Annotated in this window: 20 protein-coding genes; 8 read left to right on the top strand and 12 right to left on the bottom strand. The window is 65.4% G+C overall.

The genetic code is table 11. The annotated features are described in order from the left end of the window. The first annotated feature begins 101 nt into the window (after positions 1–101). From AC1DV8_RS19750 to AC1DV8_RS19740, 3 genes are all read left to right on the top strand, one after another. On the top strand, positions 102–938 hold the full coding sequence (locus tag AC1DV8_RS19750; RefSeq protein ID WP_477158617.1) for an alpha/beta hydrolase family protein: 837 nt from the start codon (positions 102–104) through the stop codon (positions 936–938). A gap of 148 nt (positions 939–1086) precedes the next feature. Continuing rightward, on the top strand, positions 1087–1674 hold the full coding sequence (locus AC1DV8_RS19745; RefSeq protein WP_477158616.1) for an NADPH-dependent FMN reductase: 588 nt from the start codon (positions 1087–1089) through the stop codon (positions 1672–1674). Between the two features lie 77 nt (positions 1675–1751). Then, positions 1752–2114: a YciI family protein gene (locus AC1DV8_RS19740; protein WP_477158615.1), complete on the top strand. Its 363-nt coding sequence runs from the start codon at positions 1752–1754 to the stop codon at positions 2112–2114. Positions 2115–2166: 52 nt separating this feature from the next. Here AC1DV8_RS19740 and AC1DV8_RS19735 read toward each other — a convergent pair whose 3' ends face one another. Further along, a complete protein-coding gene (locus AC1DV8_RS19735) occupies positions 2167–2718 on the bottom strand; it encodes a DUF2269 family protein (RefSeq protein WP_477149654.1) in 552 nt (183 codons plus the stop codon). Positions 2719–3059: 341 nt separating this feature from the next. Here AC1DV8_RS19735 and AC1DV8_RS19730 point away from each other — a divergent pair, with 341 nt between their 5' ends. After that, positions 3060–3917: an EamA family transporter gene (locus AC1DV8_RS19730; RefSeq protein WP_477149656.1), complete on the top strand. Its 858-nt coding sequence runs from the start codon at positions 3060–3062 to the stop codon at positions 3915–3917. Here AC1DV8_RS19730 and AC1DV8_RS19725 read toward each other — a convergent pair whose 3' ends face one another. After that, on the bottom strand, positions 3918–4391 hold the full coding sequence (locus tag AC1DV8_RS19725) for a winged helix-turn-helix transcriptional regulator (RefSeq protein ID WP_477158614.1): 474 nt from the start codon (positions 4389–4391) through the stop codon (positions 3918–3920). A 131-nt stretch (positions 4392–4522) separates the two neighbouring features. On the opposite strand from AC1DV8_RS19725, the gene AC1DV8_RS19720 reads away from it, so the two are divergent. Together AC1DV8_RS19720 and AC1DV8_RS19715 are read left to right on the top strand one after the other, a co-directional pair. After that, positions 4523–5119: an NADPH-dependent FMN reductase gene (locus tag AC1DV8_RS19720; RefSeq protein WP_477158613.1), complete on the top strand. Its 597-nt coding sequence runs from the start codon at positions 4523–4525 to the stop codon at positions 5117–5119. Between the two features lie 187 nt (positions 5120–5306). After that, positions 5307–5786, top strand: a complete 480-nt coding sequence (locus tag AC1DV8_RS19715; RefSeq protein ID WP_477158612.1) for an SH3 domain-containing protein — start codon at positions 5307–5309, stop codon at positions 5784–5786. A 114-nt stretch (positions 5787–5900) separates the two neighbouring features. Here the strand turns inward: AC1DV8_RS19715 and AC1DV8_RS19710 are convergent, their stop codons facing one another. After that, complete coding sequence (locus tag AC1DV8_RS19710) at positions 5901–6233, bottom strand: 2Fe-2S iron-sulfur cluster-binding protein (RefSeq protein ID WP_477149660.1); 333 nt, start codon at positions 6231–6233, stop codon at positions 5901–5903. 162 nt (positions 6234–6395) lie between these two features. Between AC1DV8_RS19710 and AC1DV8_RS19705 the strand changes: the two genes are divergently transcribed. Continuing rightward, positions 6396–6929 carry an SMI1/KNR4 family protein gene (locus tag AC1DV8_RS19705; RefSeq protein WP_477158611.1) on the top strand — a complete coding sequence of 178 codons (534 nt, stop codon included), beginning with the start codon at positions 6396–6398 and terminating at the stop codon, positions 6927–6929. Between the two features lie 92 nt (positions 6930–7021). Here AC1DV8_RS19705 and AC1DV8_RS19700 read toward each other — a convergent pair whose 3' ends face one another. From AC1DV8_RS19700 to AC1DV8_RS19670, 7 genes are all read right to left on the bottom strand, one after another. Then, on the bottom strand, positions 7022–8047 hold the full coding sequence (locus AC1DV8_RS19700; RefSeq protein WP_477158610.1) for an NAD(P)/FAD-dependent oxidoreductase: 1026 nt from the start codon (positions 8045–8047) through the stop codon (positions 7022–7024). A gap of 124 nt (positions 8048–8171) precedes the next feature. Next, positions 8172–9458 carry a phosphoadenylyl-sulfate reductase gene (locus AC1DV8_RS19695; protein WP_477149662.1) on the bottom strand — a complete coding sequence of 429 codons (1287 nt, stop codon included), beginning with the start codon at positions 9456–9458 and terminating at the stop codon, positions 8172–8174. Next, positions 9451–11109 (bottom strand): nitrite/sulfite reductase, encoded by a 1659-nt coding sequence (locus AC1DV8_RS19690; RefSeq protein ID WP_477158609.1) that lies wholly within the window; start codon positions 11107–11109, stop codon positions 9451–9453. Before AC1DV8_RS19690 ends, AC1DV8_RS19695 begins: the two co-directional genes overlap by 8 nt. Beyond that, complete coding sequence (locus AC1DV8_RS19685; RefSeq protein WP_477149746.1) at positions 11096–11401, bottom strand: DUF2849 domain-containing protein; 306 nt, start codon at positions 11399–11401, stop codon at positions 11096–11098. Before AC1DV8_RS19685 ends, AC1DV8_RS19690 begins: the two co-directional genes overlap by 14 nt. A gap of 6 nt (positions 11402–11407) precedes the next feature. Further along, positions 11408–12799, bottom strand: a complete 1392-nt coding sequence (gene cysG / locus AC1DV8_RS19680) for a siroheme synthase CysG (protein ID WP_477158608.1) — start codon at positions 12797–12799, stop codon at positions 11408–11410. A 196-nt stretch (positions 12800–12995) separates the two neighbouring features. Beyond that, a complete protein-coding gene (locus AC1DV8_RS19675; RefSeq protein ID WP_055878326.1) occupies positions 12996–13316 on the bottom strand; it encodes a 2Fe-2S iron-sulfur cluster-binding protein in 321 nt (106 codons plus the stop codon). Between the two features lie 79 nt (positions 13317–13395). Next, positions 13396–13716: an Hpt domain-containing protein gene (locus tag AC1DV8_RS19670; protein WP_477158607.1), complete on the bottom strand. Its 321-nt coding sequence runs from the start codon at positions 13714–13716 to the stop codon at positions 13396–13398. 413 nt (positions 13717–14129) lie between these two features. On the opposite strand from AC1DV8_RS19670, the gene AC1DV8_RS19665 reads away from it, so the two are divergent. Next, complete coding sequence (locus AC1DV8_RS19665; RefSeq protein ID WP_477158606.1) at positions 14130–19175, top strand: apolipoprotein A-IV repeat region-like domain-containing protein; 5046 nt, start codon at positions 14130–14132, stop codon at positions 19173–19175. 117 nt (positions 19176–19292) lie between these two features. On the opposite strand, the gene AC1DV8_RS19660 is transcribed toward AC1DV8_RS19665, so the two are convergent. Next, positions 19293–20495: an MFS transporter gene (locus tag AC1DV8_RS19660; RefSeq protein WP_477158605.1), complete on the bottom strand. Its 1203-nt coding sequence runs from the start codon at positions 20493–20495 to the stop codon at positions 19293–19295. Between the two features lie 9 nt (positions 20496–20504). Further along, positions 20505–21722, bottom strand: a complete 1218-nt coding sequence (locus tag AC1DV8_RS19655; protein WP_477158604.1) for an MFS transporter — start codon at positions 21720–21722, stop codon at positions 20505–20507. Between the last annotated feature and the right edge of the window lie 70 nt (positions 21723–21792).

Here is a 21792-nt window from a genome sequence, read left to right as displayed (position 1 = left end):
CTCGCTACTCCCACATTGTCGGATTTCTCCAATCTCGGTCCGGTCCCCGTCGCTAGAACTGACGACATCACCCGGCCTCGCGCCAACAACGGAGAATGTCGATGTCGATCCTCAGCACCAGCACCAAGACCGCCGCCACCCTCGCTTTCGCGCTGCTGGCCAGTGTTTCCCTCGCGTCCGAGACGGTCGTGGACCTGCCCAGCGGTGTGAAGGGTACCCTGTCCGTGCCCGACGCCGGCGCCACCGGCCCGGCCGTCGTGATGCTGCACGGCTTCGGCAGCTCGCGTGACGAAGTGGGCGGGCTGTTTGCCCAGCAGGCCGCGGCACTGGCCGCCGAAGGCATCGCCTCGCTGCGCATCGATTTCCGCGGCTATGGCGAGAGCACCGGCGACATGGCCGACACCACGCTCGAGGGGCTGGCCGCGGATGCCGCTGAGGCCCGCGCCTATCTCGCCGGCGTCGACGGCATCGATGCGGCCCGGGTCGGCGTCATCGGCTACAGCTTCGGCGCTGCGGTCGCCATGCTCGAGCCCGACGACTTCAAGTCGGTGGTGGTGTGGGGCCAGATGGGCGACCTGCAGGCGGAGTTCCACGAGTTCCTCGGCCAGGACTTCTACGATAAGGCGAAGACTAAGGGTGTCGCCAGCGTCGATCTCGGCTGGCGCATCGTGACACTGAAGCAGACGTTCTTCGACAGCCTCGCCAAGCACGATCTCGCAGCGCGGTTCTCCGGGTATGCCGGGCCGTTCCTGACCATCGCCGGCGATGCCGACCCTGCCACCGGCTATTTCCAGCAGTATCTCGGACTGGCCGCCGGCAAGACCGAAGCCCTGACCATTCCCAGCGCCGACCACATGCTCGGCGTCTACAGCGAGCAGCCCGAGATCGGCAAGCAGGTGGTCGACAAGACCACCGCCTGGCTGCGCGACACGCTGTAAGGACCATTTGCCCTTCTGAGGGGGCCGGGCCCATGCCCGGCCTTCATTTGTCGGGCGGATGCCGGTTACAACTTTGTGCCGCCTTGCGCCGTTCGAACCATAGGCACATATCCACCCCCAGTCACAAATTGTAACCAAGGGGGCACCGATGTACCGGGTTGCCGTTTTCGTCGGGAGCACACGCCCGACTTCGTCAAATCTCAAGCTCGCCAAGGCGCTGGAAAAGCTGGCTGCCGGCCGGCTGGCGTTCGACTATATCGAGATCGGCAACCTGCCGTTCTATGACGACGCGCTGTGGAACGATCCGCCGGCCGAGGTGATCCGGCTGAAGCGCGAGATCGCGGCAGCCGACGCCGTGCTGTTCGTCACCCCCGAGTACAACCGTTCGATTCCGGGCATCCTGAAGAACGCCATCGACTGGCCGTCGCGGCCCTATGGGGATGGCGTGTGGTCGGGCAAGCCCGCCGCGATTGCCGGCGCCACCGGCGGCGTCAGCGGCACGGCGGCCGCGCAGGCGCACCTGCGCTCCATCCTGCCGGTGCTGGGCCTCGCGCTGATGGGCGCGCCGGAGATCTATTTCCAGTCTCGCCCCGGCTCGATTGACGACGACGGCAGTATCACCGACGAGCGTATCCGCACCAATCTGGGTATCTGGGTGGAGCGCTTCACAGACTGGATCGGCCGCTTCGCTGCGCCGCAGCAGACGGTCGAGGAAATCGAGCGCAAAACCGCCTGATCGCCTTCACACAAGAGTCGCATCGACGGGCTACCCGTTTCCTATCCGGCACTTTGCCGGCGATATGGAGATGCGCGATGCCCAACTATCTCTTGGCCTACCATGGCGGTGGCAACCCCGAGAGCGAAGAGGCGCAGGCGGCTGTGATGCTGGCCTGGAACGAATGGCTCGAAGCCACCGGTGAGGCGATGCTGGATCTCGGCAGCCCGGTCGGCGCGACAATGACCGTCGGGTCCGATGGTTCGGTGGGCCCTGCCCCGTCCGATGCCGTCAGCGGCTACTCGATCGTCGAGGCCGACGACATGGACGCTGCGCTCGCCATCGCCAAGGGCTGCCCGGTGCTCGCCGATGGCGGCACGGTGGAAGTCGCTGAACTCGTCGACATGGATTTCGACGATGAAGACGATGATGACGACGAGGATGAAGACGAGGACGACTGAGTCCCACCGGTGATCGCCACCCGCCCCCAAGCAAGGCGGCGATCACCAGCGCTCACTCGGCGCGGAGTGCCCTGAGACGCTCCCTGCCGCCGAGGATGAGGAAGGCGGCGATGCCGAGGCCGCCGTAGATCACGAGCAGTGCCAGAATGTCAGTCCAGCCGGGCTTGAGCACCATCAGCGCGACGATGGCGACGATGCTGGCGTAATCAACCATGGCGATGCGGATCATCCGGCTGCCGAACACGGCGGCCTCGGCGACCTTGCCATCGGCAATGAGCCCGGCGGCCTGCTCGCCCATCGGGCGCAGGAAGAAGTGGCCGACGACGAAGCTGGCCAGGGCGCCGAGCAGCCCAAGAATGACCCACGCCTCGCCCCAGAGGTTGCCGAGCAGCACGGTGACGAGGCCGAACAGCAGCGTCAGCCCCGAGGCCGGCAGGAACCACAGCATGGCAAGGCTGCCGAGACCGCCCGTGACCCGCATCAGGCTTTCGTCGTCGCCCTGGCGCATGGCCAGCACCGCCTGCAGCAGCATGACCGCGCCGCCGCCGAACCAGGCCATGGCTGCGAGCACATGCAGGAATTTGAAGATTGTATAGAAGTCCATCGTGACCCTCGCGAAGCCCCCCGCGAAGCGCGCGCTGCGTATGTCGCCGACGGTGAACGGGGGATGAATGGACAGACGAACTCGATGCCCATCTCCCCCTTTGCGGGGGAGAATGGAACTTCCTGGGCTTAGCTTCTGGGCTAAGCCTTGGAAATTCCAAGAGGGGGACGTGGAGGGCACCGTGGCCAGAACGTCCCCCCTCTTGCGAAAACTAAGGGTTTGGCTGCGCTAAACCCGAGCTTTCGCTTTCTCCCCCGCAAGGAGGGAGATGCGCTGTGGCACTATCCAGCCCAGCTCGTGGGTCCTACGCTCGCCATTCCACCTGATTCCCGAGCCCCGCGATGAACCTGAAATTGGCTGCCCTGTGCGCGGCGATCCTGTGGGGTTTCACCTACATCATCACCACTACCATGCTGCCGCATAACCCGATCTTCATCGGCTCGGTGCGGGCGCTGGGCGGTGGCCTGCTGTTGCTGGCGTTTGCCCGGCAGATGGTGCCGAGGGGTTATTGGCCCAAGCTGATCGTGCTGGGGACGCTGAACTTCGGGGCGTTCTTTTCGCTGCTGTTCATCTCGGCCATCCGGCTGCCGGGGGGCGTTGCCGGAACGTTCCAGACGCTGGGACCGCTGATCACGATCCTCCTCGCCTGGGCCCTGCTCAGCCAGCCGCCGACGCTGCTGAAGATCGTCTCGATCCTGATCGGCGCGGTTGGTGTGACGCTGGTGATCCTGCGCGGCGATGCGGGGATCGACATGCTCGGGGTCGTCGCAGCGCTCTGCAGCGTGGTCGCCGGCTCGCTGGGCGGCATCCTGATCAACCGCTGGGGCCGGCCGGCCGAGATGTCACTGGTCAGCTTCACCGCCTGGCAGTTGCTGATCGGCGGCACCGAGCTCGCTGTGCTGGCGCTGCTCATCGGCGACCTGCCGGCGTCGATCGAGTGGAGCAACGTGCTGGGGCTGGCGATCCTTGCGGTGGTGCTGACCGCCCTGCCCTTCATCCTGTGGTTCCGGGCCATCGTGGCGCTCGGTGCAGCCTCGGTGATCCCGTTCGTGCTGATCACGCCGGTGGTGGCCTTCATCCTCGATGCGGTGATCCGCAACGTGGTCCCGGCGCCGCTTCAGGTGGTCGGCGTGCTATTGGTGATGACCGGGCTGATCGTCAACCAGTGGGCCGGTGCGCGGGCTCTAAAGCCCGCCTGATCACCAGGCCAGGGCGCGGGCCTCGGCCTCGCGCTCGGCGAAGCGCTCGCGCGCTTCCTCGACGCGGTGGCGATTGAGATGAGCCCAGTTGCCGATGACCCGCAGCGGCTCCTGCAACTCCTCGCCCATTTCGGTCAGCGCATAGTCCACGCGCGGGGGGATCGACGGGGTCACCTTGCGGGAGACGAAGCCATCCTTTTCGAGATCACGCAGCGTCGCGGTCAGCATCTTCTGAGAGACGCCGTCGATCTGCCGCTTCAGCTCAGAGAAGCGCTTGGAGCCGTCGCTGAGGCCGCGCACCACGAGAATCGTCCACTTGCCGCTGATCTGTGCCAGCACCTCGTGCACTGGCAGCATGGCGCGCTGGCACTCGGCAAAGTTGTGCGGCTCGGTACGGACGGCTTCGAACGCTGCAGCAACGGCGTCGGAGGCGGTCGCTGCCGGCAGTTCCGTGTGGGTGACCAGGTCGTCCATGGGTAACTCCGTGAAGAAACGGTGCCGTCTTGTGCACCTCAGAGGTAGTCACCAACATAGCGCCAGTTACTGACGGTGACTAGGTCTCCGTTGGTGGCCACCCATGCATTCCTGACAAGGCAGACATCCAAATGACCCAGCCCCGTATCGGCATCATCCTCTCCACCACCCGCGAAACCCGCTTCGCCGACCGCCCCGCCCAATGGGTGCTCGAGATCGCCAAGACCCGCGGCGACGCCGATTATGAAATCGTCGACCTGCGCGACTATCCGATCCCGTTCTTCGACGCCGTCGGCTCGCCGCGCTTCGTGCCGCAGACCAACGAGGTGGCGCTGAAGTGGGCGCGGAAAGTGTCGGAGCTCGACGGCTACATCTTCGTCACCGCCGAATACAACCGCTCGATCTCGGGTGTGCTGAAGAACGCGCTGGACCATATCTACGACGAGCCGGCGCGGAAGCCGGCTGCCTTCCTCGGCTATGGCGCCGTGGGGGCGGCGCGCGCGGTGGAGCAGCTTCGGCTGATGGCAGTGGAACTCAGCATGGTGCCGATGAAGGCCGGCGTCCACATCAATATGGAGCCGCTGCTCGGCATGCTGCGCGGCGGCAAGGACTTTGCCGACTACGACTACCTGGCGCCGACCGTGACGGCGATGCTCGACGAGCTGGCCTGGTACACCAGGACGCTGAAGGCCGGGCGCGACGTCGAGGCGCTGGAGCAGGCGGCTTAGGCCCGACGCCCACTGGCGGCGCGGAGCTGAGGCGCCGGGCCGCCGCCGGGGGCGATTCCACGGCGCGACGGAACTTCCTGCTGCCTCGGAACTTAATATCGCTACGAGAGCCCGTGGCCAGCCGGACGCACGAGCAAGAAGAGCAAGTCCGGCGCGGCTTTGCGGCTCTCCAACAAGGGAGCTGCAATTGGCCCACTTGCTTGTCTCACTCGCCACGTTCTCGGCCGTGGCGCTGGTTTCCGGCACACTGACCGTTGGGGGATTGAAGTACAGCGCTGACACGGTGAGCAGCGTCGCCGCGGCCATGCCGGTCAAGACCACCAATCTCAAGCCCAGCTACATGGCCCGCCTGCCGCAAGCCAAGGCGGACGACCTCAATGTCGCCAGATCGGTGCCGGTGGCACCCATCGCTGTCGCTACGCCAGACCCACTGGCGGCGTTGCCGGCACCGGCGTTCAGCCACACCGTCGCGGTGGAAGCGCTTCGGGTCCGGGCGGGCCCGAAAAAGACCCAGCCCCAGGTATTCACACTCAAGGGCGGCAGCTGGGTCAACATCAGCGACAACGTGCAGGGCTGGGTGCTGATCACCGACGAGACCGGCCGGACAGGCTGGGTCTACGGAAGTTTGCTGCGTCCTGCCGCGACGGCCGAAGCGCAGCTTCGCTAACGGGCCATATCAGAGCCCGGCGCTCCCGGGTCCGCCGCCAACGGGAGCCAAGTGCAGCGGGCGTCCAGTGACCTCCGGACGCCCGCTGTTTTCGTATCTGATGGGCAGCGGGGACTATGCCGCCTCGGAGTCCTTGGCGGCGCTCGGGGCCAGCGTGACGCGCATGCCGTCGAGATCCTCGTTCAAGAGGATCTGGCAGCTCAGCCGCGAGTTCGGCTTCTTGTCGAGCGTCGAGTAGAGCAGGTCTTCCTCGTCGTCGCTTGGCGCCGGGAGTTTGTCGAACCACTCGTCATCGACATAGACGTGGCAGGTGGCGCACGAACAGGCACCGCCGCACTCGGCCTTGATGTTGAGGCCCCAGTCGCGGATCACTTCCATCGTGCGCCAGCCATCGAGCCCCTCGAGCTCGTGTTCGGTACCAGACTGGTCGGTGACGAGGATTTTCATCAGATGAGGCCGTCGCGCGTTTTCGTGGCGGCCCTAATAGCACACAGAGTTTTCAGGGGAAGTGGCCTTTTGGGGTAGCGGTTTACACCGCGGCCCGTGGTGCCCCGCTCGAAGGTACGGTTACTATACATACAGGCCGCCATTGAACGTTGAGAGGACCAGATGAGGCCCTATGAGAAGCTGCATACCCGCTGGCGGCAAAGCGGCTATAGCGGCGGCGGAATCTACAAGGACATCTTCGCGCCACTGGAGGACTGCGGCTTTCCCTTTCCCGACCAGGCGATGGTTCAGGAGATCGAACGACAGCACGACGTGAAAATCCCCGCCGATCTGTTTGAGCATCTGCTCCATGTACCGCTGACCGGCGAAGGAATAGACGGCGGTGAGTTGGTGCTTTTCTGGTCGGCCGATTGCGTAACGAGCATCGCCGACAAGTATAAGAGAAGCCGATGGTTGACCGATGGATGGGAACACCCCGGATGCCCCGAGACCCATCTCATATTCTGCGACTACATGGTCTCTTGTTGGGACTGGGCGGTGGAATGTGCGCCAGGACCCAACCATGGGAAGATTGTGCTGGTGTCCAGCGACGCTGACGAGTGGTTTGTCTACGACTCTTTCGCAGAGATGGTCGATGACTATGTCGCGAAGGACCACATCGACTTCGCCCACCGATGGAACCGCCCCCTCAGGTAGGGGATAGCGCCTTTGGCCGCCCCCTCCACCAGCTTCGCTGGTCCCCCTCCCCCGCCACGCGGGGGAGGATCACGGAGAGGCCGGTGCTTCTATCACACCACGCCGAGCTTCTTCTGCAGCTTGGTCGAGCTCGTCGTGTACTGGAACACCACGCGCTCGCCCGGCGAGACCACGGCCTTGGCGGCCTGGGCCATCAGCGCGGCTTCGTGGAAGCCCGAGAGGATGAGCTTCAGCTTGCCCGGGTAGTGATTGATGTCGCCGATGGCGAAGATGCCTGGGACGGAGCTTTCGAACTTCTCGGTGTCGACGGCGATCAGGTTGTCGTTGAGTTCGAGCCCCCAGTCGGCGACGGGCCCCAGCTTCATAGTGAGGCCGAAGAACGGTAGGAGGCGCGTGGCCGGCACCGGGATGTCGCCGGAATCCATGGTGATGTGGATGTGGTGGAGTTGGCCATCGGCGCCGTCGATCTTGCCGATCTGGCCGAGGAGGAAGTTGATCTTCCCCTCCATGACCAGCTCTTTCATCTTGTTGACCGAGGCCGGCGCCGCCTTGAAGGCATCGCGGCGGTGCACCAGCGTCAGCGAGCGCACGATCGGCTGCAGGTTGAGCGTCCAGTCGAGCGCGCTATCGCCACCGCCGACGATCACCACGTCCTGGTCGCGGAAATCGTCCATCTTGCGGACGGCATAGAACACCGACTTGTTCTCGTAGGCCTCGATGCCCTCGACCGGCGGGCGCTTGGCCTGGAACGAACCGCCACCGGCAGCAACCACCACCACCTTGCAGCGGAAGGTCTCGTCGGCGTCGGTGGTGAGGACGAACGTGCCGTCGTCCTGCTTCACCAGCGAGGTGATCATCCGGCTGAAATGGAACTGGGGCCCGAACGGCGCGATCTGCTGCATCAGGTTGTCGACGAGGCCCTGCCCCGTGACCACCGGGAAACCAGGAATGTCGTAGATTGGCTTTTCCGGATAGAGCTCGGCGCACTGCCCGCCCGGACGGTCGAGAATGTCGACGAGGTGGCATTTGACATCGAGCAGACCCAGCTCGAATACGGCAAACAGACCCACCGGGCCCGCGCCGATGATGACCACATCAGTGACGATTTCGTTCGACATTCGCTTCTCGTTTGGCTGAAGGCCGCTTCGACCTTCCAGTGCTAAGGTATCGCGCCGCCTGTCACGCTAGGCGCGGCGAAAACGGCGATCCCCGCTTACGGGAACCGCCGCGAATACGGAGGTGTCAGGCGTTCTCGACGGCGCGGCGGAGGAACGGCCGGGTGCCGAGCGGCACCTCAGTCTTGCCGACCGGCTGGTAGAAGATATCGACAGTCGCCAGCTTGCCTTCTTCGAGCGCCTTACGGGTCGGCTCGTGCCTGACCACGAAGGCGTTCATGCCACAGCGGCGCATATGCGAAATCTGGTCGTGCAGCACGTCGCCCACGGCGCGGAGTTCGCCCTTGTAGCCATAGCGCTCGGCGATCAGGCGCGATGACGAGTAGCCGCGGCCATCGCCGAAAGCCGGGAAATTGATGGCGATGGAGCTGAAGCGATCGAGATCGCCCTGCACCAGTTCGACATTGTCGCCCGGCGACACCAGCAGGCCCACCGGATGGGGGTTGGCCAGGATGGCTTCACGGTTTTCGAGGAACACCGGCAGCGGGATGTGCGTATAGCGCACGCTGCCCGCATCATCGCCTTCCGCCCACGCGCGGAACGGGTCGGCGATGAAAGCGCCGTCTTTCCAGAGGTTCAATTCCTGAGCGGCCATGGGTTTGGCGATGGCTCCGTTGAAATCGAAATGGATGCCGCACTCTTTCTTGTTGAGCCCACGCCAGCGGCCGGCACGCGGGTCTTCGCCTTCGGCCACCACGCTCGTGCACGGCGCGCAACCGATCGACTTGTAGCCCTTATTGTACAGCGGGTGCTCGGGCAACCCATACTTGAGCTTGTAGGTCGTGATATCGGCATCGGAGAAATAGGCCAGCGGGTTGACCTTGATGCGGTCGTCGCTGGTCAGCTCGAAATGCGGCAGCACCCCACGCTCGGCGGTCTGGAAGCGCTTGCGGCCAGTGACCCAGCCGCCGAAGCCGGAAACCGTGGCATCGAGCGGCTCCGTCTTCCGGATATGGCAGCAGGAGTCCGGATCCGTTTCCCACAGGTCGCCTTTGGGATCGAAGCGTTGGATGTCCTTGCTGTCCGGATGGAGCGCGATGACGTTGGTCAGCCCGAGGTGCTTCTTCAGCGTCTCGACATAGTCAAGCGTCTCCGGGAAGTGCTTGCCGGTCTCGAGGAAGTAGACCGGCAGGTTTTTGTCCACCTGCGAAACCATGTGCAGCAGCACCGAGGAATCGGCGCCGAACGAAGAGACGATGGCGACATCGTCAACCAGCAGTTCCTCGACGGCCTGGCGCAGCACTGCCACGCCATCCATCTCGTCGAACATGCCGTTGAGCGACATGATGCCGAGTTCGCGGAGTTTGTCCGGCTTGTGGGCGCGAACGCCCGGGGCTACGGCGAGATCAAGCATTGCCGTACAACGCCTCCTTGAACGGCGCGTCGCCCAGCCGCCGGTAGGCAGCGATGAACGGCTCGTCGGCGCTGATGCGCTTCGAGATGTAAACGTCGACCAGCCGCTCGATCGCGGCAGGCACCTCTTCGACCACGAAGCCGTGGCCGAGGATGTTGCCGATCGCAGCGTTCTCGGTGGCATCGCCGCCAACGGTGATCTGGTAGAGCTCAGTGCCCTTCTTCTCGACGCCCAAAATACCGATGTGGCCGACATGGTGGTGGCCGCAGGCGTTGATGCAGCCCGAGATCTTGATCTTCAGGTCGCCGATTTCGGCCTGCCGTTCGGGCGAGGCGAACTTGCGGCTGAGTTCCTGGGCGAGCGGGATCGAACGGGCATTGGCCAGGGCGCAGAAGTCGAGGCCAGGGCAGCAGATGATGTCGGTGATCTGCCCGGCATTGCCCTCGGCCAGATCGTGCTCGACGAGCGTCGCGTAGACCGCCGGAAGATCGGCAATCTTCACGTGCGGAAGCACGAGATTCTGCTCGTGGGTCACCCGCAGCTCGTCGAACGAGTAACGCTCGGCGAGATCGGCGACGACCTCCATCTGCTTGTCGGTGGCATCGCCCGGCGCGCCGCCCGTCGGCTTCAGCGAGATGGTCACCGAGACATAGCCCGGCTGCCGGTGCGCGTTGAGGTTGCGCTCGAGCCAGCGGCCATAGGGCGGGTTGAGTATCTTCTCCTTGGCAACGTCCACGATGGTCTCGTTGACCAGCTCGTAGTCGGGCTGCGCGAAGTACTTGGTGATCCGGTCGAGCTCTTCCTGCGGCAGGGTCAGCACGCCGCCCTTCACATGGGCGAACTCTTCCTCGACCTGCTCGCGGATGGTGTCGATGCCGGTCTCGTGCACCAGGATCTTGATGCGCGCCTTGTACTTGTTGTCCCGGCGGCCGTAGCGGTTGTAGACGCGCAGGATGCTCTCGAGATAGGCGAGCAGGTGCTCATGCGGCACGAACGGCGAAATCTGCTTGCCGATCATCGGCGTACGGCCGAGACCACCGCCGACCCAGACTTCCCAGCCGATCTCGCCGACGGCATTGGTCGCCGCCTGCAGACCGATATCGTGGAAGCGGATCGCGGCGCGGTCGTTGGTCGAGCCGGTCATCGCGATCTTGAACTTGCGCGGCAGGTAGCTGAACTCGGGGTGCAGCGAGGACCACTGGCGCAGGATCTCGGCGACCGGGCGCGGATCGATGATCTCGTCGGCGGTGGCGCCGGCGAACTGATCCGTCGTGATATTGCGAATGCAGTTGCCCGAAGTCTGGATGGCGTGCATCTCGACCGAGGCGAGGTCCGCGAGGATCTTCGGGATATCGCGCAGCTTCGGCCAGTTGAACTGGATGTTCTGGCGGGTGGTGAAGTGGCCATAGCCGCGATCGTAGTCACGGGCGATCCGCGCCAGCATCCGCATCTGCTTCGAGCTCATCGTGCCGTAGGGCACGGCAATGCGGAGCATGTAGGCGTGAAGCTGCAGGTAGAGCCCGTTCATCAGCCGCAGCGGCCGGAACTGGTCCTCGTTCAGCTCGCCGGTGAGACGGCGGGCCACCTGGTCGGAAAACTGCGCCGTGCGTTCCTTCACGAACGCGGCGTCGAACTCGTCATATCGATACATGGCCGTCCTCGTCGAGATGCTGCCGGTCGAAGCGCGGAGCCGTAGGGCCCTCGGCGCGGATGCGCTCGCGGATACGGTCGGGATGGATCACCCCGTCGCGCAGCGAGACCGTTTCGACCTCGATGGAATTGATGCGTCCGGTCTTCTTGGTGGCCGCGACCGCTGCATCTTTGGCCTCCGCTTCTTCCGCGAGGAAGACACGGGCCTGCTGCAGCTCTTCGACCCACTTGCCGGCGCGGTCCAGATAGACCGTCGCGCCGCTCATCAGCTCATTGCCGGTGAGGATTTCCATGCTCACTTACGCCACCTTGAATTCGGAGCTGGCGAGTTCGATCGCGTCGCTCCAGTCACCGTGCGCGATCGCTTCGCCCACGAAAATGATTGCCGGACCGTCATCAAGCTCGATCGTGCCCGCGGCCAGTGTGCCCAGCGTGCCACGATAGAGCACGCGATCCTTGCGCCCTGCCCTGACCACTACCCCGACCGGGATAGTCGCGGCGGCGCCTTCGGCAATAAGCCGGGTCGCGGTCGGGCCGGCGACCGACTTGCCCATGTAGAGCGCCAGGGTCAGGCCGGTCGAGGCCAGCGCCGCCCAGTGCTTCAGCTCCTCGGACTCGGCGCCGTGCGCCGTGGCGAGGACGAAGCCCGTGGAAACCTTGCGCAACGTCACCGGCGTTGCCGTGTCTGCGGCCGCAGCCAGCGCCGAGGTGACGCCGGGGACGATGTGGTACGGAATGCCGGCGGCTTTCAGCGCGTCGATTTCCTCGCCAGCGCGGCCGAACACCATCGGGTCGCCGCCCTTGAGACGCGCCACCCGCTTGCCGGCCTTGCCGAGCCGCACGATCAACGCGTTGATCTCGGCCTGGGTGAAGGAGTGATGGCCCTTCTGCTTACCGACGAGGATGCGCTCGGCATCGCGCCGGCCCATCTCGACCGCGGCAGCAGGCACCAGGTGATCGTGGACGATCACGTCGGCTTCCTGCAGCAGCCGCTGGGCGCGCAGGGTGAGGAGATCCTCGGAGCCGGGACCGGCACCGATCAGCCACACTACGCCCGGGCTCTCGCCGTCGGCGGCATGCCGCTCAAGCAGCGTCTCGGCCTTGTCGGCGCCCTGCCCGCGCAGCAGCGCGACTTCGACCTCGGGCGAGGTGACCAGTTCTTCGTAGTAGCGGCGGGCGTGGGCCCCGGGCAGCAGCGCGGAGACCTTGTCGCGCATCGAACCGGCGAGCTTGGCCAGCGCACCAAGGTTGGGCGACAGCGCGGCCTCGATCCGCGCCCGGATCAGCCGAGCCAGCACCGGCGCATCGCCTTCGGTGGCAACGGCAATGGTGACCGGAGCCCGGTCGATGATCGATGGGGTGTAGAAATCGCACTCTTCGGGGACGTCAACGACGTTCAGCGGCACCCGCCGGGCGCGCGCGGCGAGCTTCGCGGCGTCACCATCCGGACCGTGGTCCGCGACGAAAACCAGTGCGGCATCAACGAGATCGGCGTCCTCGAACGGACGCGCCAACACGGTGACCGGCAGCTCAGAGAAATCGGCTTCGATGTTTCGGGAGATAATGACGACCAAAGCAGTCGTCTTAGAGGCCAACCGGGCTTTGTTGAGGGCTTCTTCTCCACCGCCGACGATGACGATGCGCTGACCCTGGACTTTGTAGCTGACGGGGAATGTGTTCAGTTCACCCATTCACGGCCTTTCCGAAGCCGGATACATACTGACTTCGGCTCTTTTGGACAAGCCATTGAAATTCAATAGCTTTAATGTTTCCCATAGCAGCTGCGGATTAGAATTGCGTTGAGGTCCGGCAACCTAGCTCGACAAATGAATCCATAGCGGGCGCCGATGATGGAACGATGGCGCTGTTCGGGACACTCTGCCGAGATCAGCCCTGCCGCTCGGGCACGTGCACCACGAGCCCATCCAGCGCGTCCTTGACCTTGATCTGGCAGCTCAGCCGGCTGGTCGGCTTCACTGCGTAGGCGAAGTCGAGCATGTCTTCTTCCATCATCGAGGGGCCGCCGACCGTCTCGGTCCAGGCGTCGTCGACATAGACGTGGCAGGTGGCGCAGGTGCAGGCGCCGCCGCATTCCGCAACAATGCCCGGCACGCCGTTCATGATCGCGGTCTCCATCACGGTCGATCCGACCTCGCCCTCGGTCTCGTGCCGCGTGCCGTCGGATTCGATATAGGTGATGTGGGGCATGTAACTTCGCTCGGGAGGGTTAGCCGCATATAGCGGTGCCGCCCCCTCGTCGCAAGCGCGCCAAACGGCGCAGGCAGGCTCAGGCCTCTTCGGCGCCGACGAGTTCGGCGATGAAGGCCTGGCAATCGACCACGGCGGCGGCGATGTCCTGGATGTGCTCGGGATTGACCGGATTGCCGGCGCGCAGGGCATCCTCGGCGCGTTTGGTCAGGTCGCGAACGCCCCAGGCGCCGATGCCGGCGGCGGCGCTCTTCAGGGTGTGGAGATGTTGGAGCAGCAGCGGGATCGAGGTGCTGTCCTCGATGCGGCCGAGGTAGACGCTCGACATCTCGGCATAGAGCCGCAATACCTCGTCGCGGAGCCCCGGATCACCCAGCGACTGCTGGTCCAGATGGTCCATGTCGATGGGCGTCTGTGAGAGATCCCGAAGCGGAGCATCCTGCCCCGTTTTCACTGCGTTCTTCCCGCTCATCCCCGTGGCCCTTGGTTCGTTCCCGCCCGTTTCTAGGCTGGATGCAAACTAGCGGGAGCGGATGAAGGGGCCGCCAAATGAATGGGTACAATCTTACCTATGCCCTTAACCGGCCGCATTCCCACCCGAAATTAACCTTCCATTAAGAATGCGTTCGGTTTGCCTCAAATTGCATGTATGTTTGAGGTCCACCTAGCGTGCGGCGGCGTGGGGCATAGGGCAGACTGCGGGGCATTTGAATCGCATTTTACCCAATTTGGACGGCTAACCGGAACCCCCGGGGTGGTCCAATGCAAGCTCTGATCGACCGCCGAGTGCCGATGCGAGAGTTGTAAAGAGTTATGGCCAAAAAGACCGCAACACCCCAGAACGATCCTGCTACGCTCGCTTTTTCCGCCGTCGAGGACGCGCTGAAAGACTCGGTTTTCGCGAACCTGGACCAGCCCGCTGCGGCTGAAGAAGCGCCCGCGGAAAAGGCCGCCCCAAGGCCGATGCCGAGGGACAACTCGCCCCGCTCCGAGCGTCAGCGCACCGCCGACAAGTTCGCGGCGCAGACCGGTTCGGTGGCGAACGACGACCGCTTCCCCTCCTCCAAGATCCTTTACGGCCTGCAGTCGAAATCGTCCGGCGCGCCGACCATGGTTGCCGGGCTGGTGGCGCTCGGCTGGGTGGTCGCGATCGCACTGGTGGCGATGATCCGCAATGGCGCCGACATGGGCACCGCGGCCTTCTGGGGCTCGAACGACTTCATCGGCCTGCTCGCACTCGCCATCGTGCCGGTGATCGGCATTTTTGCCATCGCCACGCTGATCCGCCGTGCGCAGGACCTCCGCAATGCTGCCGCAGCTGTGACGCAGGCGGCGATCCGCCTCGCCGAGCCGGAAACCACCGCGTCCGAGAAGGTCGCCTCGGTCGGCCAGGCCGTGCGCCGCGAGGTGAACGCGCTGGGCGATGGCCTCGAACGAGCCCTGTCGCGCGCCGGCGAGCTCGAAGTGATGATCCACAACGAGGTCACCGCGCTCGAACGCACCTATTCCGACAATGAATCCCGCATGCGCGCCCTGATCCAGGAACTGGCCAGCCAGCGCGAAGCGGTGATCACCAATACCGAACGCGTCCGCGAAGCCATCACCGAGAGCCACACCGGCCTCGTGTTCGACCTCGACATGATTTCGCAGCGCATCGCAGGCACCATCGTCGAAAGCGGCGGCAACCTGACCAAGGCACTCGAAACCGCCGGCAACTCGCTGAACGGCGCGTTCGGCGAGCGCACCGAGAGCTTCGTGTCGCTGATCGACCAGCGCACCAGCCACCTGCTGGTCGCGCTCGATGACTCGGCCTCGCGCCTCAACATCACGCTCGAGGACCGTGCCGGCACGATCTCGGGCGCCTTCGAGAACCGCACGATGGAACTCAGCTCGGTGATCGACGGCCGCATGCAATCGCTGACCGAGGCTCTCGACAGCCGCGCCGTTACCCTGTCGGACGCCATCGACAACCGCACCTCCTCGCTGGCCAAGCTCCTGAGCCAGGGCGGCATCACGCTGCTCGACCAGCTTCGCGACCGTGGCCATGAAGTGTCGAGCGCGCTCGACATGATCGGCACCCGCATCGCCTCTGATATCACCGGCCGCGCTCGCGAAGCCGAGCAGTTGCTTTCGGGCCTCAGCCACCAGCTCGACGAGCAGGTGCAGATCCAGGTCAACTCGATGGAATCGCGCCTGCAGTCGGCGATGATCGAGCTGTCGGGCGCCCTCGACGACACCACGGAACGCGCCCGCGTCACCTTGACCGGCGCCGGTTCGCAGAACCTCGCGCAGTTCGACGCTCGCCTCGACGAGATTGCTGTGGTCATCGACAACCGTCTGTCGAGCCTCGACGGCGTTATCGGCGACAAGGGCGACAAGCTGATCGCCGCCCTCGACAAGAACAATGCGAGCTTCGCCGCCCGCGCCAACGTCCTCGAGATGGCGCTCGACGAGAAGTCCGAGCACTTCAACGAGATTGTGTCGCAGCGCACCCGCGAGATGACCGAGACGCTCGGCCAGCGCACCAAGCAGATCACCGAGTCGATCGCCAACCGTTCGCGCGAAATCTCGGACTCGCTCGAGGGCCACACACAGATCATCGCCGACGCCCTCGACGGCCGCACCCAGCTGCTCAACGAGACGCTGCAGAGCCGCCACGGCGAGCTGAGCGCCGCGCTCGACGAGCACGTGAAGGCGTTCGATGTGACCATTGCCGGCCATGCCCGCGCCATGGACACCAACATCATCACCCACGCTCAGGCCATCGACCTGGCGCTCGGCGCCCGCGTCGAGCAGTTCGACAACGTGCTGACCAGCCGCGCCAAGGAGCTCGACCAGTCTGTTGCCAGCCGTACGCAGGCGCTCGACCAGTCGGTCGCGACCCGCACGCAGGCCATCGACCTCGCCCTGCAGCAGCATGCGCAGCAGATCGGTGATAGCTTCGACCAGCGCACCCAGGCGCTCGACACGACGCTGCAGCAGCACGCCCAGCAGATCGGCGACAGCCTCGACCAGCGCACTCAGGCACTGGCGACGACCGTGTCGACCCGCTCGGCCGAGCTCGCCGAAGCGCTCAACACCCGCACCCAGCAGCTGGCCGAAACGCTCGGCAGCCACACCGTAGGCATCGCCGCGGCGATCGGCGACCGCACCAGCGAGCTGGCCCGCACCATCGACGCCCAGGGCGCCACCGCCCGCGACCGGATCGAAGCCAGCCTCCGCAACGTCACCGATGTGATGTCTGAGCGCGCCGGCGCCGTCTCGACCCTGCTTGAGACCAAGGTCGCCGAAGTCAGCGAAGGCCTCGGCCGCGGCATCGACAGCGCCATCCTCCGCATGGCCGACGCTGAAGCCGGCGTGAATGCCCGCATCGAGGGTGCCGCCGGCACCGTTGGCGAGAGCGCCCGCAAGGCCGCCGACATCATCGAAACCGGCGTCAACTCGGCCCGCAAGGCCATCACCGACATGGTCGACCAGCGCCTGGGCACCCTGCCTGAGGCGATAACCGCCCGTGCCGACATCACGGCCGAGCGCCTGGCCTCGCTCAACACCGCGATCAACACCGCGCTGGTGCAGTCGATGACCGACCTCGAGGCCGGCGCCGACCGCATCGAGGAGACCATCTCCCGCCGCATCGTTTCGGCCACCCAGAATATCGCCGACGACGTCACCACCACGGCCGACCGCATGGACGTGGCCGTGGGTCGCGCGCTGGCGCAGATCCAGCAGGCGTCGAGCAATATCGACGAGCTGATCTCGATCAAGGCGGTGGCCGCTGCCGACGCCATCGGCGGCAAGGTCGCGGAAATCAACCGCGTCGTCTCCGAGCAGACCGACGCCTTCTCGGCGCTGGTCTCCGACAGTTCGGCTCAGCTCGAGATGAGCCTGCAGAACCACGGCAACGTCCTGGCCCAGGCGCTGATCACCAATGCCTCGCAGGCCGAAGACCTGATGAACCAGTCGACCTCGCGCATCCTCACCGATGTGACGACGGCGCTGGGCAAGCTCAACGACTCCAACATGCTGCTGCAGAAGGTGCTCGACGCCTCGACGGCGAACCTCGCCAACCTCGAGACCTCGGTTGCCCAGCAGACCGCCACCTACTCGACCACCGTTCGCGAAGCGATCGGCTCGACCGAGGAAGCCGGCCGTCTGGTGACCGAACATGTCGGCGCCCTGCAGGCCTCGATCGCCTCGATGGTCAACGAGTTCGGCTCGATGCTCGGCAACCTCGACAGCGAGGCCAAGAGCCTCGATACCGCCGCGCAGAACCTCTCGGCCTCCGGCACGCTGACGCTCGCCAACCTCGACGAGCGCCGCACGGCCATGGACGAGCTGGCACAGGCCTTCACCGCCCGCGCCGACGAAATCGACACCCGCATGCGCGGCTTCGCCCACTCGATCTCCGACACCGTCGAAGAGACCGAGCTGCGCCTCGTCGCTGCCCGCGAGTCGATGGAACAGCTGCTCGCCTCGACCACCTCCAACGTTGCCGAGACGCTTGAAGCCACCTCCGGCACGATCAACGCTGCCCTCGCCGACACCACCGATCAGCTGCAGAGCGTGCTGACCAATACGGCCGAGCAGGTGCAGACCGCCCTGGGCGAAACCACCAGCCAGCTTGAGTCGGTGCTGACCACCACGGCGGAGAAAGTGCAGAACGCCCTCGGCGAGACCACCGGTCAGCTCGAGCAGGCCCTCACCGGCACCACCGACAAGGTGCAGAGCGCCCTCGCCAACGCCACTGCCGAGATGCAGTCGGTGCTGGGCAAGAGCACGAACCTCCTCGAGGAAGCCCTCGATGGCACGTCGCACCGCGTTGCGACGCAGCTCGGTTCGTTCACCGATACCGCGGCGAACGAGAGCCAGCGCGCTGCCGATGCCCTGCGCCAGACGCAGGCGACGATGATCCTCGAAATGCAGCAGGCCCTCGAGGCCGCCACGCAGCGCTTCAACGAGACGGCGACGGCGATGCGCGCCACTGCCAAGGAAGTCGGCTCGGAACTCGAGAACACCCGCTCCGAACTGGCGCGCGGCGTGATGGAGCTGCCCGAGGAGACCAAGTCGAGCGCTGCTGCCATGCGCCGCGTCGTGGCCGAGCAGATCGAGGCCCTCGCCGAGCTCAACGCCATCGTCCGCGCCCAGCCGGCAACCCACGACCTCAATGAGCGTCGCCCGTCGACCCCGAGCCGCCAGAGCATCGCTCGCGACGAAGCCCCCTCGCGGCCCGAGCCGCGTCCGGAACCGGTCCGTCCGGAGCCGGTGCGCGCCGCCGAGCCGCCCAAGGCTGAGCCGGCCCGCAGCCAGCCGCGGTTCGTGCCCATGCCCGACGTGCCGGCCACTGTGGTCACCGCACCGCGCCCGCAGCCCGTTGCCGAAGCCAAGCCCGCAGCTGCGGCGCTCAAGGCCGAGGAAGGTGGCGGCTGGTTGCGCGACGTGCTTCGCAACGCCTCTGGTCCGACCGCTGCCGCTCCGGCGCCCGCTCCGGCTCCGGCCCCTGCCGCGCCAGCTGCTGCCCCGGCACAAAACCTCTCGACGCTGACCGAGGAAATCGCCCGCTCCATGGAACCGGCCGCGCTGGCCGATGCCTGGCAGCGCTACCAGGCCGGCGAACAGAACGTCTTCTCGCGCCGCATCTATACGCTGGGCGGCCAGGCGACCTATGACGAAGTCAGGAAGCGCGTCCAGCGCGACCAGGACTTCGCCAAGACCGCCGCCACCTACATGGCCGAGTTCGAGCAGCTGCTGAAGCGCGCCGCTACCGGGCCGAACCCGGCCGGCGAAACCCGCGAGTACCTGCTCAGCGATCGCGGCCGCGTCTACACAATGCTGGCCCACGCCAGCGGCCGCCTCGGCTGACGCCTAAGGTTTGACCTCGACTACAGGCCCCGTGGGAAACCGCGGGGCCTTTTTCTTTGGGATGAGCCGCCCGGAGGCATCCGGCGTCGCTGGAGCAATGGTAGCAGGGCGCGGATCCTACCCGAGCCGCGCCTCCGTCCGCCGCTTCGGACCCTGCATGGCGATCGAGAGCCAGATCAGTACAGCGCCCAGCAACGCGAAGGCGGCCGCTATGAAATAGGCCTTGGCGCCCATCATCCCGGTGAGCCAGCCGAAGGCGATCAGGGCGATGACGCTCATGATCTGCTGCAGCATCTGGAAGAAGCCTTGCGCCTCGGCGGCGATCTCGTCGCTGGTCCAGTTGGCGATGAAGTGGACGCACCCCATGAAGCCGACCGCGAAGGTGAAGGCGTGCAGCAGCTGCAGCGGAATCAGGAACTCAAGATCCGGCTGGAAGCCCATGCAGATCCAGCGGAAAACCGCGGTGACGGCGGAGAGGAGGATCAGGCTGCGGGCCGGGAAACGCCGGGCCAGTTTGCCGAACACGAACATGATCGCTGCCTCGGCGAAGGCCGCGAGGGCCAGCAATGGCGCAATCAGGTCGGGCGATAGCCCCTGCTCCATCCAGAGCAACGCCTGGAACGCGTTGAGCACGATGTGTGTGGCGTAGACCATCGAAAAGCCGATCAGCGGCAGGACGAAGAACGGCTTCATCACATCGCGCAGTTGCGCTGCACCGGAGCTGACGGGCGCCGTCTCGCCCTCGGGCCCCCGGAAGCGCGGCAGCCCAAACGCCACGAGCCCTCGCAGGATCGACAACCCGACGAACATCGGCAGAAAGATGCCGCCGCCGAACGTGGCGATGAGCCAGCCCGCGAAGAACAGCGTGACCATGTAGCCGACGGTGCCCCAGGCCCGGATCGGCCCGTACTGCGTGCCGCGCCGTCGCGTCATCCGCATGGTCGCGGCATCGGCGACCGGCCCGATAAGGCCGGCGGGCAGCAACGCCAGCATCCAGACGACCAGGATGCCCCAGAAATCGCCAATGACGTAGAATAGCCCGATCGGGATGATGGCCGACAGCGCGCAGCCCAGGACGATGACCTGCCGCCAGTCCGAGGCGCGGTCGGCGATGCGGCCCACGAGGATGTTCAGCAGCAGCGTCACCAGCACCGGGAGCGCGTTGATGATGCCGATCTGCTCGGAGGTCAGCCCCTGGTCGGCGAACCAGATGCCGCCATAAACGTTGAAGGCCGCTCCCCCCATGTAGATGCTGAAGTAGAAGAATGTCGCGCGCAGCTCGGGCGAGATTGTCGGCGCTTTGGCCGCGTTGGCAGGCATTCTTGGACCTCAGGGGGCCGGATCGGCAACGGTGAGCTGATCCGACGTGATCGGATGCGCGGATGGTGGCTGGAGCTTTAGCGAGAGCACCACGCAGAGCGCTCCGACCACCGCATAGGCTCCGACGAACAACCACGCCATTGGACCAAAGGCGGCCACGAACCAGCCCATGGCGACGATGACCACCACCGACATTCCCTGCTGCAGCACATAGGAGAAGCCCTGCGCTTCGGCGGCGATGTCGTCGCTGGTCCAGTTGGCGATGAAGTAGATGCCGCCGAGGTACCCCATGGCGAAGGTGATGGAGTGCAGCAGCTGCAGCCCAAACAGCAGCCAGACCGGCGGCGAGAACGCCATCACTGTCCAGCGGAAGGCTGCGACGAGACAGGCGAAGATGATGATGTGCCGGGCCGAAACCTTGAGCTTCAGCCGGCTCCACACGAACATCATCAGCGCTTCGGCCGCCGCCATAGTGGCAGTAAGCGGCCCGATAAGCCCCTGCGGGATGCCCTGCTCCGTCCACAGCACTGCGGCGAAGGCCCCGAGCACGCCGTGGGTGGAGTAGAGGATGGCGAGGCCGAGTAGACCCATCAGGAACCACGGCTTCAGCACTTGGCGCAGCCGGCTGGCGCCTTTGGTCATGCTGGCGCGGTCTTCACCGGCGCGGAACTGCGGCAACTGGAACGCCAGTATTGCGCGCAACAGCGCGCAAGCGACGAATACCGGGACGAACGCGGCGTCGCCGAGCCAGGCGATGAGGGGGCCGCTCAGCCCGGTGGTGACCATGAAGCCGACGGTGCCCCAGGCGCGCACCATGCTGAAATCTGTGCCACGGCGCTGCGTCATCCGGAGCGTCGCCGCGTCGATGATCGGCACCAGCGCGAAGGCCGGCATCACCGTGAAGATCCAGACACCGAGGATGCCCCAGAAGCCGGAGACGAAGAACAGGCCGATCGGCACGAGCCCGGCGATCAGCGACAGGACGATGATGACGCCGCGCCAATCCGGCATGCGGTCGGCGATGCGGCCCACCAGCTGGTTGACCAGCAGCATGACGAGCAGCGGCGCGGCATTGATGATGCCGATCTCCTCGGCACTGATGCCGCGATTGAGGAGCCAGATGCCGAAATAGACCGACGCCACGCCGGTGCTGCCGAACACGGCAAAATGGTAGATCGCAGCGCGCAGCTCTGGCGAGACGCGCGGCGCGATAGTGGTCGACGACATCAGGGTGTGCTCCGGGCGGGAGAATCCGCCGCACGGGCCGACAGTGCCGAGGGGCCGGAGAAAGATCAAC

It is taken from the genome of Devosia sp. P3_B2 (assembly GCF_056402875.1).
This window is presented reverse-complemented; position numbering and strand designations above follow the sequence as displayed.

What these genes read in the sequence shown, in the direction of transcription:
- AC1DV8_RS19740 (WP_477158615.1), top strand. Translation starts at nt 1,752, where the DNA reads ATGCCCAACTATCTCTTGGCCTACCATGGCGGTGGCAACCCCGAGAGC.
- AC1DV8_RS19695 (WP_477149662.1), bottom strand. Translation starts at nt 9,458, where the DNA reads ATGCTTGATCTCGCCGTAGCCCCGGGCGTTCGCGCCCACAAGCCGGAC.
- AC1DV8_RS19685 (WP_477149746.1), bottom strand. Translation starts at nt 11,401, where the DNA reads ATGGAAATCCTCACCGGCAATGAGCTGATGAGCGGCGCGACGGTCTAT.
- AC1DV8_RS19665 (WP_477158606.1), top strand. Translation starts at nt 14,130, where the DNA reads ATGGCCAAAAAGACCGCAACACCCCAGAACGATCCTGCTACGCTCGCT.
- AC1DV8_RS19660 (WP_477158605.1), bottom strand. Translation starts at nt 20,495, where the DNA reads ATGCCTGCCAACGCGGCCAAAGCGCCGACAATCTCGCCCGAGCTGCGC.
- AC1DV8_RS19735 (WP_477149654.1), bottom strand. Translation starts at nt 2,718, where the DNA reads ATGGACTTCTATACAATCTTCAAATTCCTGCATGTGCTCGCAGCCATG.
- AC1DV8_RS19750 (WP_477158617.1), top strand. Translation starts at nt 102, where the DNA reads ATGTCGATCCTCAGCACCAGCACCAAGACCGCCGCCACCCTCGCTTTC.
- AC1DV8_RS19705 (WP_477158611.1), top strand. Translation starts at nt 6,396, where the DNA reads ATGAGGCCCTATGAGAAGCTGCATACCCGCTGGCGGCAAAGCGGCTAT.
- AC1DV8_RS19655 (WP_477158604.1), bottom strand. Translation starts at nt 21,722, where the DNA reads ATGTCGTCGACCACTATCGCGCCGCGCGTCTCGCCAGAGCTGCGCGCT.
- AC1DV8_RS19725 (WP_477158614.1), bottom strand. Translation starts at nt 4,391, where the DNA reads ATGGACGACCTGGTCACCCACACGGAACTGCCGGCAGCGACCGCCTCC.
- AC1DV8_RS19690 (WP_477158609.1), bottom strand. Translation starts at nt 11,109, where the DNA reads ATGTATCGATATGACGAGTTCGACGCCGCGTTCGTGAAGGAACGCACG.
- AC1DV8_RS19675 (WP_055878326.1), bottom strand. Translation starts at nt 13,316, where the DNA reads ATGCCCCACATCACCTATATCGAATCCGACGGCACGCGGCACGAGACC.
- AC1DV8_RS19720 (WP_477158613.1), top strand. Translation starts at nt 4,523, where the DNA reads ATGACCCAGCCCCGTATCGGCATCATCCTCTCCACCACCCGCGAAACC.
- AC1DV8_RS19700 (WP_477158610.1), bottom strand. Translation starts at nt 8,047, where the DNA reads ATGTCGAACGAAATCGTCACTGATGTGGTCATCATCGGCGCGGGCCCG.
- AC1DV8_RS19710 (WP_477149660.1), bottom strand. Translation starts at nt 6,233, where the DNA reads ATGAAAATCCTCGTCACCGACCAGTCTGGTACCGAACACGAGCTCGAG.
- cysG (WP_477158608.1), bottom strand. Translation starts at nt 12,799, where the DNA reads ATGGGTGAACTGAACACATTCCCCGTCAGCTACAAAGTCCAGGGTCAG.
- AC1DV8_RS19730 (WP_477149656.1), top strand. Translation starts at nt 3,060, where the DNA reads ATGAACCTGAAATTGGCTGCCCTGTGCGCGGCGATCCTGTGGGGTTTC.
- AC1DV8_RS19745 (WP_477158616.1), top strand. Translation starts at nt 1,087, where the DNA reads ATGTACCGGGTTGCCGTTTTCGTCGGGAGCACACGCCCGACTTCGTCA.
- AC1DV8_RS19670 (WP_477158607.1), bottom strand. Translation starts at nt 13,716, where the DNA reads ATGGACCATCTGGACCAGCAGTCGCTGGGTGATCCGGGGCTCCGCGAC.